Genomic DNA, 15,244 nt, shown 5'->3' on the forward strand with positions numbered 1-15,244 from the left:
GCGAGGCGGGAGCCGGTCGTCGGCACCGGCAAGCCTCCTGCATGCCGGAGATTCATATGGTGGTTTCCACGATGCGGCCGAGGATGCGCCGCCGGCCCTGGTTGTTTGGGGCGGTGATCGTCCTGGCCGGATTGGCTGTGGCAGTTTGGTGGTATGGGCGCGGGGGCTCGGAGGGCCCGGGCCGCCCAGGCGGATTCGGAGGGCGGGCGATGGCCACGCCGGTGCGGGTGGCGCAGGCCCAGGAGGGCTCCGTCGCCCGCCTGCTCGACGCGATCGGCACGGTCACCTCCAGTGGCACCGTCACCGTGCGCCCCAGGGTCGACGGCCTGCTCGAGTCACTTGCTTTCGAGGATGGGCAGGTGGTCCGAGCGGGCGACGTGCTGGCGCGCATTGATCCCGAACCCTTCCAGATTCAGCTCGACCAGGCCCTGGGCCAGCAGGCTCAGCACGCGGCACAGCTTGCCAATGCCCAGCGCGACCTCAAACGCTACGAGCAATTGTTCAAGCAGGATTCGGTGGCGCGCCAGCAACTCGATACTGCGCGTGCGCAGGTCCTCGAACTCCAGGGTCAGGCGCGCATCGACCAGGCGGCGGTCGAGGATGCGCGGCGGCAGTTGGGTTATACACGGATCCTCGCGCCGATCGATGGACGCCTGGGCCTGCGCAAGGTGGATGCGGGCAATATGGTGCATGCCTCGGATGCGGACGGCCTGGTGGTGATTACTCGCAGCCATCCGATCGACGTGGTGTTCGCCGCGCCTCAGGCCCGGCTCGACGAACTGCTGGCGGGGCAATCGGCGGGCGGCGGCCTGGTGGTCGAGGCCCTGGCCCGCGAGGGCGACCGCGTCCTCGCGCGGGGCACTCTGGCGGCGATCGATAACCAGATCGACGTCTCCACGGGCACGATCAGCCTCAAGGCGCGCTTTACCAACGAGGACGATGCGCTGTTTCCCAACCAGTTCGTCAACGTGCGCCTCTATCTGGGCGAGCAGCGCGGCGTCGTCGCGCCGGTGCGCGCGGTGCAGCGCGGTTCGGTGGGTGCGTTCGTCTATCGGGTCGACGCGCAGCAGCGCGCGCATGTGGTGCCAGTGCGCGTGGGCACGACCGATGGCGAGCGCATCCTCGTCGAGGAGGGGCTGCAGGCCGGTGATCAAGTGGTGATCGATGGCACCGACCGATTGCGTGAGGACAGCCCGGTCGAGATCGTGACCGCGGACCCGCAGGCGGCTCCGGGGCGCAGTCGGTGAATCTGTCGCGCCCCTTTATCCTGCGTCCGGTCGCCACGACCCTGGCGATGATCGCCCTGGCGCTCACGGGCCTGATGGGATATCGCGAGCTGCCGGTATCGGCGCTGCCCCAGGTGGATTTCCCGACCATCCAGGTCACCACCCTGTATCCGGGCGCGGGCCCCGACGTGATGACGGCGCTGGTCACCTCGCCGCTCGAGCGCCAGTTCGGGCAAATGCCCGGCCTGGCTCAGATGCTGTCCACCAGTTCGGGCGGCTCCTCGCGCATCACCCTGCGCTTCGACCTGGACTTGCCGCTGGCCGTGGCCGAGCAGGAGGTCCAGGCGGCGATCAATGCGGCCTCCAATCTGCTGCCGGTGGACATGCCCTCGCCGCCGGTCTACAACAAGGTCAATCCCGCCGACGCGCCGGTGATGACCTTGGCCGTGACCTCGCCCACGCTGCCGCTGCACGAGGTGCGTGACCTGATCGACGTGCGCGTGGCCCAGAAGCTCTCGCAAGTGTCGGGGGTGGGTCTGGTCAGCGTAGTCGGGGGTCAGCGTCCGGCGGTGCGTATCCAGGCCAATCCGCAGGCGCTGGCTGCCCACGGCCTGACGCTAGCCGATTTGCGCACGGCGGTGACCCGGGCCAACGTCAATCAGCCCAAGGGGAACCTCGATGGCCCACAGCGCTCGATCACCATCAGCGTCAACGATCAACTGAGCGATCCGAGCGAGTACGAGGCGCTGATTCTGGCCTACGAGAACGGCGCGCCGCTGCGGCTGCGCGACGTGGCCACGGTGCGCCGCGACGCCGAGAACGTTCAGCAGGCCGCCTGGTTCGGCCGCTCGCCGGCGATCCTGCTGAACATCCAGCGCCAGCCCGGCGCCAACGTGATCGAGGTGGTCGACGATGTGCGCGCGCTGCTGCCGTCCTTGCGGCAGGGCCTACCCATCGGGGTGGATGTGGCGGTGGCCTCGGATCGCACGCACACGATCCGGGATTCGGTCGAACACGTGCAGATCGAGATGCTGCTGGCCATCCTCTTGGTGGTGGCGGTGACGTTCGTGTTCCTGCGCACCTGGCGCGCGACCTTGATCCCCGGCATCGTCGTGCCGCTATCACTGGTGGGGACCTTCGGGCTGATGCTCTTGATGGGTTTCAGCATCAACAACCTGACCCTGATGGCGCTGACGATCGCCACGGGCTTCGTGGTGGACGACGCCATCGTGATGATCGAGAACATCGCGCGGCACATGGAGGGCGGGCAGAACGCCTTGCAGGCGTCCTTGCGCGGCGCGCGCCAGATCGGCTTCACGCTGGTGTCCCTGACCCTGTCGCTGATCGCCGTGCTGATCCCGTTGCTGTTCATGAGCGATGTCGTGGGGCGGCTGTTTCGCGAGTTTGCGGTGACGCTCGCGGTGGCGATCCTGCTCTCGCTGCTGATCTCGCTCACGCTCACGCCCATGATGTGCGCGCGCATGCTGCGCCCGGAGGACGAGGCGGCCCAGAGCCGCTTCCAGCGGTGGTCGGCCGATGCGCTGAAAAGCCTGGTCGACTGGTACGACAGGGGCCTGCGATGGGTGCTGGACCACCAGCGCGCCACCCTGTGGGCGGCCGTCGCCACCTTGTTCGTGACGGCGGGCCTGTATGCCGGCATACCCAAGGGTTTTTTTCCACAACAGGACACCGGGGCGATCCAGGCCATCACGCAGGGGCCGCAAACGGCGTCGTTTGCCGCCATGTCGGCCCTGCAGCGCGCGGCGGTCGACCGGGTCCTGCGGGACCCGGACGTCGAGGCCGTGTCCTCGTTCATCGGCATCGATGGCTCGAACACCACCCTCAATACCGGACGCATGCAGATCGCCCTCAAGCCGCTGGCCGAGCGTGATGCCCGGGCGCGGGACATCATGGACCGCCTGGGCGAATCCCTGCGCGGCATCCCGGGCCTCGAGATCTACATGCAGCCGCTCCAGGAGCTGTCGGTCGAGGATCAGGTCAGCCGTACGCAGTATCAGATGACCCTGTCCAACCCGGATCAGGCGGTGCTCGATGACTGGACGCCACGCCTGGTCGAGACCCTGCGCGACCTGCCGCAACTGCGCGACGTGACCGACGATCTGCAGAATCGTGGCCTGGGGGTGTCGGTGCGTGTCGACCGCGATGCCGCCGCCCGCCTGGGCGTGACGCAGGCCGCGATTGACGACGCCATCTATGACGCCTTTGGCCAGCGCCTGATCTCTACCATTTACACACAGTCGGCTCAGTATCGCGTGGTGCTGGAGGCCGGCGGCGCGATGAAGCAGTCCGGCCCCGAGTCCCTCAATCATGTGTACGTCGCCACGAGCGGCGGTGGGGTGACCCCGCTGTCGAGCGTGGCCCGGTTCGAGCAGGGCCCCGCGCAACTGGCCGTGCAGCGCCTGAGCCAGTTTCCGGCCGTGACCGTGTCCTTCAACCTGGCGCCGGATGCCGCCCTGTCCGATGCGGTCGCGGCCATCGACCAGGCCCGCGAGGCGCTGGGCATGCCCGAGTCGGTGGACCTGCGCTACCAGGGCGCGGCGCATGCATTCCAGGCGTCGCTCTCGAGCACGCTGTGGCTATTGCTGGCGGCGGTGGTCACGATGTACATCGTCCTGGGCGTCCTGTACGAGAGCACCATCCATCCCGTCACCATTCTCTCGACCCTGCCGTCGGCCGCCATCGGCGCCTTGACCGCGCTGTGGCTGGCGGGGCTGGAACTGGACATGATCGGGGTGATCGGCATCATTCTCCTGATCGGCATCGTCAAGAAGAACGCCATCCTCATGATCGACTTCGCGCTGGAGGCGCAGCGCGAGCGCGGCTTGGAGCCGCAGGCCGCCATTCATGAGGCCGCGCTGCTGCGCTTTCGGCCCATTCTCATGACCACCCTGGCGGCGTTCTTCAGCGCCGTCCCGCTGGTGTTCGCCTCGGGTTCCGGCGCCGAGCTGCGCCAGCCCCTGGGGCTGGCGATGATCGGTGGTCTGCTGTGCAGCCAGGTGCTGACGCTGTTCACGACGCCGGTGATCTACTTGTGGTTCGAGCGGTTGGCGCGGCGGCGCCGGGCAGCGGACCAGGCGATCGCGCCATGAGGTTTTTCGCCCTGTTCCTGCGCCGCCCGGTGGGCACGAGCCTGCTGTGTCTGGCCATGGTGCTGGCGGGTGCCCTTGCCCTGCGGTTTCTGGCGGTCGCGCCGCTGCCGCAGGTTGATTTCCCCATGATCTCGGTGCAGGCGTCCCTGCCGGGCGCCAGTCCCGAGACCATGGCCTCCAGTGTGGCCATGCCCTTGGAACAATCGCTGGGTTCGATCGCCGGCCTGAGCGACATGAGCTCGCGCAGCAGCGAGGGATCGACACGCATTTCCCTGATGTTCAATCTGGATCGCGACGTCAACGACGCGGCGCGCGACGTGCAGGCGGCGATCAATGCAGCGCGGCCCTTGCTGCCGACGGGCATGCGCGGCAGCCCGACCTACAACAAGGTCAATTCCTCCTCCTCGCCCATCATGACCCTGGCCCTGACCTCGGGCACCGCCACGCGCGGCGAACTCTACGATCTGGCGGCCACCGTGCTGGCGCAGAAGCTCGCGCAGATCAACGGGGTGGGCGAGGTCACTGTCGGCGGCAGTTCGCTACCGGCGGTGCGCGTGTCGCTGAGCCCACGCGCCTTGGAGGCTGCGGGCATCGCGCTCGATACGGTTCGCGAGTCGCTGCGCGATGTGAATTCCCTGAGACCCGGCGGCGTGGTCGAACGCGGGGCCTACCAGTGGCAGGTGGACTCCGCGGGCCAGTTGACCCGGGCCGCGGACTACACCCATTTGATCGTGGCGTGGCGCGACGGACGGCCCGTGCGACTGTCGGACGTCGCCCGGGTCGAGGATTCGGTCGAGGACACCAACCAGGTGGGCTACTTCAACGACCGTCCCGCCGTGCTGCTGATCATTCGCCGCCAGACCGATGCCAACATCATCGACACCGTGGATTCGATCCGCGAGCGGCTGCCCGCCTTGCAGGCGCTGCTGCCCGACAGCGTCACGCTGTCGATTGCGCAGGACCGTACGCCCAGCATCCGCGCCTCGCTTTACGAGGCGGAATTGACGCTGGTGCTGGCCGTCATCCTGGTGGTGGCGGTGGTGCTGGTCTTCCTCGGGCACTGGCGCGCGGCCCTGATCCCGGCGGTCGCGGTGCCGGCTTCATTGTTGAGCACCTTCAGCCTGATGTGGTGGTTTGGCTTCACACTCAATACGATCTCCTTGATGGCGTTGATCGTGGCGACGGGCTTCGTGGTGGACGACGCCATCGTGGTGCTCGAGAACATCATGCGCCACATCGAGCGCGGCATGCGCCCGGGCCGTGCCGCGCTGCGCGGCGTCAGCGAAGTCGGCTTCACGGTGCTGGCCATGAGCCTCTCGCTGGTGGCGGTGTTCATTCCCCTCTGGCTGGTGGGCGGCCTGGTCGGGCGCCTGTTCAAGGAATTCGCCGTGACCCTGTCGGCCGCCATCATGGTGTCGCTGCTGATTTCGGTGACGCTCACGCCAGTGATGGCGGCGCGGCTGCTGCGCCCGGAGGACCAGGCCCGCGAGACACGACCCAATGCGCTCATGCGGGTGCTACGGCATCTGGGCGAGGCGTGCTGGCGGGGCTACCGACGCTCGCTGCGCTGGTCCCTGGATCACGCGCGCCTGGTGCTGATCCTGCTGGTGGCCACGATCGGCCTGAACGTGTTCCTGTATGCCAGTATTCCCAAGGGGTTCTTTCCGCAGCAGGACACCGGACAGTTAATGGGGTTCTTCCGGGTCGATACCGGGACGTCCTTCGACCAGACCCAGGCGCGGCTGGATTTCTTTCGCAAAATCCTGTTGGCCGATCCGGATGTGGATAGCGTCACGGCATACGCCGGCGGCCGCGGCGGCAGCAATTCGAGTTTCATTCAAATCCAGCTCACCCCCCTGGAGAGCGGCCGTGCCCCGGCCTCCCGGATCGTCGATCGCCTGCGCGGCAAGTTCGAGCACGTGCCCGGCGCGCGCATGTTCCTGGTGCCGCAACAGGATATTTTCGTGGGCCATTCCTCGCGCTCGGGCTCTTACAGCTATATGCTGATGAGCAGCGAGCTACCCGTGCTGACCACCTGGATGCCCAGGGTGCGCGATGCGATCGCGAGCTTGCCGGAACTCGTGGACGTGGACCAGGACGTCGAGGACAAGGGCCGGCGCGTCGAGCTGCAGGTCGACCGGGACGCGGCGCGGCGCCAGGGGATCCAGATGTCCGACCTGGCCGACGTATTGAACAACGCGTTCAGCCAGCGGCAGGTGGCGGTGATCTACGGGGCGCTGAATCAATATCACGTGGTGATGGGCGTCGAGGCGCGTGATGCGCGCGATATCGGCTCGCTGCAGGCGCTGCACGTCATCAATGCCGAGGGCGAGGCGGTGCCGTTGACGGCGTTCGTGAGCATCGGCGAGGGCAACGCGCCGCGCTCGGTCAATCACCAGGGCCTGCTGGCCGCGGATTCGATTTCCTTCGGACTGGCGCCGGGCGTGTCGCTGGATGAGGCCTTGCGCGCGATCGATGGCGCAGTCGCGCGCATCAACCTGCCGACCCACCTGGTCCAGGCGGGGCTGGACCAGAGTTCGAGCCTCATGCGCGACGCCGTCGCGCAGCAGCCCCTGATGCTGCTCGCCGCGCTGGTGGCGATGTACATCGTGCTGGGCATGCTCTACGAGAGCACCATCCATCCCATTACAATCCTGTCGACGCTGCCATCGGCGGGGGTGGGCGCCTTGCTGGCCCTGCGCATGGCCGGCATGGAGTTCACCCTCATCGCGCTGATCGGGGTGTTCCTGCTGATCGGCATTGTCAAGAAGAACGCCATCATGATGGTGGATTTTGCCTTGCAGGCACAACGCCGCGACGGCCTGGGTCCGCGTGAGGCGATCTTTGAGGCGTGCCTGGCGCGGTTCCGGCCGATCATGATGACCACCTTCTCGGCGATGCTGGGCGCCTTGCCGCTGGTGTTGGCGTCGGGCGCGGGGGTCGAGATGCGCCAGCCACTGGGGCTGACGATACTCGGCGGCTTGCTGGTCAGCCAGGTGCTCACGCTCTACACTACGCCCGTCGTTTATCTGTATATGGATCGTCTACGTGGTCAGCGCCGGCTGGAAGGGGGACTGGAACGTGCGGGCTCGTAGTCTGGCGGGCCGCGTTCGCGCGGCGATCCTGGCGGGTGCCTGTGGTCTGCTGGCCGCCTGCGCGTCGGGGCCGGACTACCAGCGCCCCGCCCTGGACATCGGCACCGCTTATCGACATGCGCCCGAGGGGCAGTGGCGCCGCGCCCAGCCGGGCGGGGCGGCCTTGGCCGCCGACTGGTGGCGGCTGTTCGGCGACGCGGACCTGGGGGCATTGATGGCATCCCTGAACCGGGACAACCTGGATATCGCCCGTGCCGAGGCCCAGTACCGACAAGCGCGCGCGACCCTCGATCGGGCGCGGGCCGGCTTGTTCCCCACTGTGGGGGCTTCGGGAACCTACGAGCGGGCGGGCCGGGGCAATGCGACGGCCGACAACCCTTCCAACGAATATGGCGTCTCGATGTCGGTGAGTTGGGAGGTCGATCTCTGGGGCAAGGTGCGTCGCGGCATCGAGGCCGGGCGCGCCGGGTTGGGCGCGGGCGCCGCCGATCTGGCCGCCGCGCGCCTGAGCATGCAATCCACCCTGGCTCAAACCTATTTCGCCGTCAGGGCCAACGAGGCGCAGGCTGCGCTGTTGGACCGCACGGTCGAGGAATACGAACGCGCCCTGCGGATGACCCGCAATCGCTATGCGGCCGGTGTGGCATCGTCCGCCGACGTGGCGGCCGCCTCGGCGCAACTGGACAATGCGCGCACTCAGAGGATACGGCTGGGCTGGCAGGGCGAGCAGCAAGTCAATGCGGTTGCCGTGCTGCTCGGACGCACGCCCGCGTCATTCACGATGCCGGCGGGCGCCGGGGTGCCCAAGGTGCCGACGGTGCCCGCCGGCATCCCCTCGACCTTGCTCGAGCGCCGGCCGGACGTGGCGGCGTCCGAACGGCGGGCCGCCGAGGCCAACGCGCAGATCGGCGTCGCCGAGGCTGCCTGGTTTCCGGATCTCACGCTGGGGGCGCAGGCCGGGTACCGGGCGGCCGAGTTTGTCGACTGGCTGAGCGCTCCGGCCCGTTTCTGGACCCTGGGCCCCACCCTGGCGCTGACCCTGTTCGATGGCGGCGCGCGGCGGGCGGATGTCGAGTCGGCGCGAGCGGGCTACGACGCCCAAGCCGCCGCCTACCGCCAGACCGTCCTCGATGCGGTGCGCGAGGTCGAGGATGCGCTTGCGCAGACCGATGCCATGGTGCGCGAGCAGGCGACGCAGGCCCGAGCGCTCGAGGCGGCGCGCGAGACCCTGCGCCAGATCACGAACCAGTATCAGGCCGGCCTGGTGGATTATCTGAGCGTGGTCCAGGCGCAGACCAGCGCGCTGTCGGCGGAGCAGTCCGCGCTCGACCTGCGGGCCCAGCGGCTGCAGGCGACCGTACAGCTCGTTGCCGCCCTGGGCGGCGGGTGGGAGGGCCTGCCTCGGCCGCTGCCGCCGGATGATGATCCCCTGGCCAGCGGCAGCGAGCCTTAGGGGCTGTCAACGCGGTCGACGTCCGCGCGAGGGTGCGTCCCCTGTGGGGGGGCTGGCAGGTCCCAGCGTTCCGCGTATCGCGGCGATGCCGTGCGCTCCGTGTCGGCGGGCGGTCTCGGCGGTGTCGGCGGATTGGCCGCCCAGGGCAAAGACCGGCCGTCCGGCCGGGGCGGCCAGGGCCTGAAAATCCATCCAGCCCAGCGGCGCCTTGCCGGCGTGGCTGGGCGTGTCCAAGACGTGCCCCAGGACCAGGAAGTCCGCCTCCAGGGCCCGCGCGTGGGCGATGTCGCGCGCGTCGTGCGCCGAGACCGCGAGCATGCCTGGCGGGCGGGCGTCCGTATCCGCGAGGCTGGCGGCGTCCGCGGCGCGCAGGTGCACCCCGTCGGCGCGCGTCCACCAGTCCCGCGGGTGCACGCTGTTGACCAGGCAGGGCGCCGCGTGCCGCCGGCAGAGAGCCCGCGTGGCCTCGAAAGCGGTCGCCAGCGAGGCGTGATCCCCCCGCCAGCCGGGTTCCCTGAACTGGACCAGGCGCGGGCCGGTGCGCAGCTCGTCCTCCAGCCGGGACAGCCAGCCGGCCAGGCCCTCGGGGCCGCCGATCGCGCTGATCCGGTAACGGGTGGGCAGGCGCAGCCATTTCAGCGGGGGCGCGGCCGCCGGCAGCAGCGAGCCCCCGTTGGGGGCAACGGGGTGGTCCGCCTGATCCAGGCGGATGGCGCCGGGATCGACCCACAGCAGCGCCTGATTCTCGAGGCCGCGGGGCTCGCCGTCCCAGGCGGTCACCTGGCAGAAGGCGAGTTCGACGATGTTCTTGGGGTATTCGTGGACGTGGGTGACCCAGGGATAGACCCGGGTCGCGCGGATGCCGAGCTCTTCGTCGAGCTCGCGCGCCAGCGCCTGCTCGACGGTCTCGCCGGGCTCGATCTTGCCGCCGGGGAGCTCCCACCAGTCCTCCCAGGGCTTGCCCTTGGGCCGCTGGCCCAGCAGCAGGCGGCCGTCCGCGTCCAGAATCAGGCCCGCCGCCACCCGCAGGTAGGGCTTGGCGTGGCTGGTCGCGTCGCGCCGGCCGGCATCAGACATGGCGGGCCGCCCAGTCGCGCGCGAACTGGCGGGCGACCCGGCCCGAGCGTGACCCGCGTTCGAGGGCCCATTGCAGCGCCTCGGTGCGCGCCTGCGCGATGTTGTCGGGGTCGCAGCCGTGCGCCTCGAGCCAATGTCCGACGATGTCCAGGTAATCGTCCTGGCTGAACGGGTAGAAGGACAGCCACAGGCCAAAGCGCTCGGAGAGCGAAATCTTTTCCTCGACGGTCTCGCCGGGGTGGATCTCGCCGTCGGCCTGGTGCTGGGCAGCGAGGTTCTCTCGCATGTACTCGGGCATCAGATGGCGGCGGTTGGAGGTCGCATAGATCAGCACGTTGTCTCCCGGCGCGGCCAGCGAGCCATCGAGCACCGACTTCAGGGCCTTGTAGCCCGGCTCGCCCTCCTCGAACGAGAGGTCGTCGCAAAAGATGATGTAGCGCTCTGGGCGGCCGGCAATGAGTTCGATGATCTGGCCCAGGTCGCCCATGTCGGATTTGTCGACCTCGATCAGGCGCAGGCCCTCTTCGCCGAAGGCGTCCAGCATGGCGCGCACCAGCGAGCTCTTGCCCGTGCCGCGCGCGCCGGTCATCAGCACGTTGTTGGCGGGCTTTCCGCGCAGGAAGGCGAGCGTATTGCGTTCGATGGCGGCTTTTTGCCGCTCGATGTGCCGCAGGTCATCCATGTGCATGGGTGCGATGCGCGCCACCGCATCCAGCCAGCCACGCGCGCCGCGGCGGCGCCAGCGATAGGCGCGGGCCGCCCAGTTGGTGGGGGGCGGAGCGGGGGGCAGCCAGGCCTCGAGCTGGGCCAGCACGCGTTGGGCGCTTTCCAGCAGGGGGTGCAATTGAGGGTCGATCAAGGGAGGTCTCCTGATTTGGATTCGGAAAGTATAATCTGGGTCTTTGTGGCCGCGTTTTGCGGCTGCCGCTTTCAGAAACCCGGGTTTGCCTTGAGACTCTCCGAACTGTTCGCACCCGTCGCCGACGACATGCTGGCGGTCGATGCCGTGATTCGCGCGCGCCTGGACTCCGAGGTCGTCCTGATCCGCACGATCGGAGACTACATTGTCGGTGCCGGCGGCAAGCGCATGCGCCCGGCGATGGTGTTGCTGGTGGCGGGTGCGCTGGGCTACCGGGGCGACGACCACCATCGACTGGCCGCCGTCGTCGAGTTCATCCACACCGCCACGTTGCTGCACGACGACGTGGTCGACGAGTCCGACATGCGTCGCGGCCGCGATACGGCCAATGCCGTGTTTGGCAACGCCGCCAGCGTCCTAGTGGGCGACTACCTGTACTCGCGATCCTTCGAGATGATGGTCGAGACCAACTCCATGGCCGCCATGGCGGTGCTCTCGGCGGCGACGACCATCATCGCCGAGGGCGAGGTATTGCAGTTGCTCAATGTGCATGATCCCGACGTGTCGCGAGAGCGCTACTTGCAGGTGGTGCGCTACAAGACCGCGAAGCTGTTCGAGGCGGCCGCCCAGGTGGGCGCCATCATCTCCGAGGCCACGCCGGCGCAAGAGCAGGCCGCGGCCACTTATGGCAGGCACCTGGGGACGGCCTTCCAGCTCGTCGACGACGTGCTGGATTACAGCGGCGACGCCCAGGCGCTCGGCAAAAACGTCGGTGACGACCTGCGCGAGGGCAAGCCCACGCTGCCTCTGATCCGCGTCCTCGAGGTCGGCACCCCGGCGCAGCGCGATCTGGTGCGCGGCGCGATCCGGACCGGCTCGGCCGATTTCGAGGCCGTGGCGCGGGCCATTTACGACAGCGACGCGCTGGCGTACACGCGCGAGGCCGCGCGCGCCGAGGCGGACTTGGCCCTCGAGGCCCTCGAGGCCCTGCCGGATTCCGCGTATCGGGAAACTCTGGTAAAATTTTGCTCTTTCGCGGTCGACAGAGACCGCTGAAAATAATCCCGGGGTTCTTTGGCGACAGTGTTTGCCGAGGGGCCGTTGCACCGTCGGGGTGTAGCTCAGCCTGGTAGAGTACTGCGTTCGGGACGCAGGAGTCGCATGTTCGAATCATGTCACCCCGACCACTGTTTCCAAAGCAAAAAGCCCTGATCATTCAGGGCTTTTTGCTTTCCGCGCCCACGCAACGCGGATCGGTGGCGGGGCTTGGCCGGGGTGGTGCAGTGCCCCTGCGAGGTTTGGTGTGCAGGTCTTGGCGTATAAAGACAATAGTGCGCCAATCGGCGTCAAAGCCGTCATCATTGACATTTTCCGCGCCCGGACACCTGAAGCCATGACTGACACCCGCGCCGCGCCCTATACCCTGTCCACCGCCTTTCCGACCTACGCCTGGACGCTGGAAAACGGGGTCGTTCGCCTGGAGGGTCCGCTTTCCAGGCCCGTAGCGCGGCGCCGCGCGCTGGATCTGCCGCTGCCCGGGCTGCCCGAATCCTTGCGCGTGGCCCTGCAATCGGATGGCGGTGCGCCAAGCCGGCCGTTTGCCGTCGGCCGGCGCGTCGTCCAGATCATCGTCACGCAACCGGGGGCGGGCGTGCTGTTGCACGTCACGCGCCTGCATCGCTGGGAGCACCGTGTCACCACCTACCTGAACTGGCTCGAGGAAGGCATTAACGCGCTTTCCGAGGCCTTTGTCCTCTATGACGCGGACGACCGCCTGTTGATCGCCAACCCCCAGTACGCCGAGCTGTACCCCACCATCGCCGACGTGTTGCGTGTGGGGGTCACCTTCTCCGAGATTACTGAAACGGCGCTGAGGCGCGGCCAGTTCCGCTATGGCGAAGATGCCGACGCATGGCTGAACAGGCGCCTCGAGTTCCATCGCCGTGGCGAGGGGTTTTTTGAGCAGCATCTGGATAACGGTCGATGGATTCAGTTGAGCGAGCGGCGCACCCGGTCGGGCGGGGTCACCAGCATCCGGGCTGACATCACATTGCTGAAAGAGCGGGAGGAGGCGCTGAGCAGCGCCAAGCAGCATGCTGAGCGTACGTCCGAATCGATGGCCCGCTTCCTGGCCATGTTCAGCCACGAAGTCAGCAACGGATTGAACGGCCTGGCCGGCTTGGCCCAGACGCTGGCGCTGGATGCGGAATCCCCGTCGCAGCGGACCAATACACAATTGATGTTGCAATCCACAAAGCGGCTGACGACGGTGTTGTCGGATCTGCTGGATTATCTGAAAAATGAGGCCGTGGGGGTGGCGATCCGGCTTCGCGCGACGGCGCCCCGGGATCTGCTCGACACCCTCAAGGCCGAGCTCGAGCCGCGGGCGACGCAGGGCCGCGTGCTATTGAAGGGGTTTATTTCAAAGCAGGTGCCCGAGTGGGTAGAGATCGATCCGGGCCGCGTGCTTCAAGTGCTGGTCAACCTGACCGGCAACGCCTTGAAGTACACCGAAAGTGGCGGGGCGATCGCCGTTCGGATCACCACGCAGGGCCGGCGCCTGCATTTTGAAGTCCGGGATCAAGGCGCAGGGATCGAGCCCGAGGACGTCGGCAGGCTCTTCGAGTATTTTTCTCAGACCAGTGCGCAGAAACCCGCCAGTTCCGGCATCGGCCTGGCTATTTGCAAGCAGCTCGTCACGGCGATGGGCGGCGATATTGGTGTCGATACCGAACCGGGGCGGGGCAGCACGTTCTGGTTCAATGTCCCGCTGCATGTGGGTGCGCCCGCACCTGCGCACGGAGAAAAGCCGGTTGCACGGGCTGATGCGGCGCTGCGTGTCGGGGTGGTGGACGACGATCCGCTGAATCTGACGGTGGCCCACGCGCTGCTGGTCCGGTCCGGCTACGAGGCCATGGTGCTCGACGATGCGCAGGATATCGTACGGGCGGTCAAAGACCGCGGCCTCGATGTGTTGCTGCTGGACCTGATGATGCCCAAAGCCTCGGGTTTCGAGATTGCGGCACGCCTGCGGGCGCAAGCGGATCCGGTTTTTTCCCGGCTGATTGTGATCGCGCTCACGGGGAACATCATTTCGGACAATCTTTCGGCGTGCAAAACCGCCGGCATCGACGCCGTTCTGCAAAAGCCGCTCTACATCGAGCAGCTGCAGTATGCCCTGACATGGGCCGCAAGCTTCGATCGCACCGCCCGGGCGCAGGCGCCTTTTGTCTTTTCGCCGATTGTGTTGACGGCGGTGGATGACAGTGGTCGGGGTCATGCCGAGTCGGCCCTGAGGCAGCTCGAACAGGATATCGGCGGCACGCGTTTTCGGCAAAGCGTGCGCTCTGCGCGGGATCTGTTCGCACAGGCGGCGCGCCTGGCCTCGGACGATCTCGCCGCGCTACGCGGCTATGCCCATCGTGTGGCGGGCACGGCCTCGCAAATGGGGTTTCATCGCTTGAGCGACCACGCGCGGACGGTGGAGGCGTTGCTGGCTTCGTCCTCCGGGCCGGATGCGCAAGGCGAAGACATGCATCGAGAGCTGGATAAGTTGCGCAGCGCCGCCGCGGACAGTCTGCCGGTTCTGGAGCAGGCCATGCGGGGCAAGTTTGGCGCCGCTATCCAGTCGTAGCAAGGGGTGGCAGGGGTGCCGCGGCCTGCGGGTCGATGCGGTATCCGATGCCTCTGACCGTCAAGATCAATTTATTCGCATTGCATTCCACGCCCAGTTTTCCGCGCAGGCGGCTGATGAGGGTGTCGACCGCCCGATCCGATTCAGGGCCGCTCGATACCGTGATGGCGTCCAGTATTTGTGCCCTGGAACAGACCCTTCCCTGAGAACGCAGTAGAAAGGCCAAGGCGTCGAACTCGGCGCGGGTCAGCCTGCAGGGCCGGCTGGTCAGGGCCGACACGACGGTACGCGACACCACGTCGACCCGCCATGGGGCGGCCTCGAGGTAACTGACCGGCGTGGGCGCCGGGCTGCGCCGCAAGAGGTTGAGAACCCTGTATTGCAGCTCGCGCGGGTTCAGTGGCTTGATCAGGACATCGGCGGCGCCCAGTTCGAACGCCGTAAGGCGGACATCCATATCCGCGCAGCCCGTGATGACCATGACCGGGATCTCGGAACGGCCCAGGAGCTTGCGCAGCAGCGCCAGGCCGTCCTCGTCGGGCAGGCCGAGGTCCAGCAGAATCAGGCCATAATTGCCGCCCGATATCCGATGCAGCATTTCGTGCCCGGTCGACACCGTTTCCACCGACCATCCCTTTGCTTCCAGGTACCCAGCAAGAATGGCGCGGAATGTTTCGTCGTCCTCCACTAGCAGGAGAGGGGTGTTGGTTGGCATCGATTTTTAGCCACATTTTAGACACAATTCAGAATCATATCAGACATGAATCGAAGGTACAGTGTCGATCCAGCC

Annotated in this window: 9 protein-coding genes and 1 tRNA gene; 7 read left to right on the top strand and 3 right to left on the bottom strand. The window is 67.3% G+C overall.

Translation table 11 applies throughout. The annotated features are described in order from the left end of the window. The first annotated feature begins 41 nt into the window (after positions 1-41). From ABS761_RS08265 to ABS761_RS08280, 4 genes are read left to right on the top strand one after another with little or no spacing between them, the layout of a single operon-like run. Entirely contained in the window at positions 42-1,247 is a 1,206-nt protein-coding gene (locus ABS761_RS08265; protein WP_502881400.1) for an efflux RND transporter periplasmic adaptor subunit, read from the top strand. Continuing rightward, positions 1,244-4,336: a multidrug efflux RND transporter permease subunit gene (locus ABS761_RS08270; protein ID WP_350407689.1), complete on the top strand. Its 3,093-nt coding sequence runs from the start codon at positions 1,244-1,246 to the stop codon at positions 4,334-4,336. The genes ABS761_RS08265 and ABS761_RS08270 overlap by 4 nt, the downstream gene beginning before the upstream one ends. Further along, positions 4,333-7,431 carry an efflux RND transporter permease subunit gene (locus ABS761_RS08275; RefSeq protein WP_350407690.1) on the top strand — a complete coding sequence of 1,033 codons (3,099 nt, stop codon included), beginning with the start codon at positions 4,333-4,335 and terminating at the stop codon, positions 7,429-7,431. Before ABS761_RS08270 ends, ABS761_RS08275 begins: the two co-directional genes overlap by 4 nt. Then, positions 7,418-8,884, top strand: a complete 1,467-nt coding sequence (locus ABS761_RS08280) for an efflux transporter outer membrane subunit (RefSeq protein ID WP_350407691.1) — start codon at positions 7,418-7,420, stop codon at positions 8,882-8,884. Before ABS761_RS08275 ends, ABS761_RS08280 begins: the two co-directional genes overlap by 14 nt. A 6-nt stretch (positions 8,885-8,890) precedes the next feature. On the opposite strand, the gene ABS761_RS08285 is transcribed toward ABS761_RS08280, so the two are convergent. Next, on the bottom strand, positions 8,891-9,961 hold the full coding sequence (locus ABS761_RS08285; RefSeq protein WP_350407693.1) for a Nudix family hydrolase: 1,071 nt from the start codon (positions 9,959-9,961) through the stop codon (positions 8,891-8,893). Next, complete coding sequence (locus tag ABS761_RS08290) at positions 9,954-10,820, bottom strand: ATP-binding protein (protein WP_350407694.1); 867 nt, start codon at positions 10,818-10,820, stop codon at positions 9,954-9,956. Before ABS761_RS08290 ends, ABS761_RS08285 begins: the two co-directional genes overlap by 8 nt. 90 nt (positions 10,821-10,910) lie before the next feature. Here ABS761_RS08290 and ispB point away from each other — a divergent pair, with 90 nt between their 5' ends. The 3 genes from ispB to ABS761_RS08305 all read left to right on the top strand — a co-directional run bounded on the left by ispB (position 10,911) and on the right by ABS761_RS08305 (position 14,454). Next, positions 10,911-11,876, top strand: a complete 966-nt coding sequence (gene ispB / locus ABS761_RS08295; protein WP_350407696.1) for an octaprenyl diphosphate synthase — start codon at positions 10,911-10,913, stop codon at positions 11,874-11,876. A gap of 54 nt (positions 11,877-11,930) precedes the next feature. Next, a tRNA-Pro gene (locus tag ABS761_RS08300) sits at positions 11,931-12,007 on the top strand. Positions 12,008-12,213: 206 nt separating this feature from the next. Next, positions 12,214-14,454: an ATP-binding protein gene (locus tag ABS761_RS08305; protein WP_350407697.1), complete on the top strand. Its 2,241-nt coding sequence runs from the start codon at positions 12,214-12,216 to the stop codon at positions 14,452-14,454. On the opposite strand, the gene ABS761_RS08310 is transcribed toward ABS761_RS08305, so the two are convergent. After that, positions 14,441-15,169, bottom strand: a complete 729-nt coding sequence (locus tag ABS761_RS08310) for a response regulator (protein ID WP_350407699.1) — start codon at positions 15,167-15,169, stop codon at positions 14,441-14,443. The two genes, ABS761_RS08305 and ABS761_RS08310, sit on opposite strands and share 14 nt — an antisense overlap. Between the last annotated feature and the right edge of the window lie 75 nt (positions 15,170-15,244).

The organism is Castellaniella sp. GW247-6E4 (genome assembly GCF_040276065.1).
Taxonomy (GTDB): Bacteria; Pseudomonadota; Gammaproteobacteria; order Burkholderiales; family Burkholderiaceae_B; genus Castellaniella.

Bases quoted from the DNA above. Each gene is read 5' to 3' on its own strand.
- ABS761_RS08285 (WP_350407693.1), bottom strand. From the start codon at position 9,961: ATGTCTGATGCCGGCCGGCGCGACGCGACCAGCCACGCCAAGCCCTAC.
- ABS761_RS08265 (WP_502881400.1), top strand. From the start codon at position 42: ATGCCGGAGATTCATATGGTGGTTTCCACGATGCGGCCGAGGATGCGC.
- ABS761_RS08275 (WP_350407690.1), top strand. From the start codon at position 4,333: ATGAGGTTTTTCGCCCTGTTCCTGCGCCGCCCGGTGGGCACGAGCCTG.
- ABS761_RS08310 (WP_350407699.1), bottom strand. From the start codon at position 15,169: ATGCCAACCAACACCCCTCTCCTGCTAGTGGAGGACGACGAAACATTC.
- ABS761_RS08305 (WP_350407697.1), top strand. From the start codon at position 12,214: ATGACTGACACCCGCGCCGCGCCCTATACCCTGTCCACCGCCTTTCCG.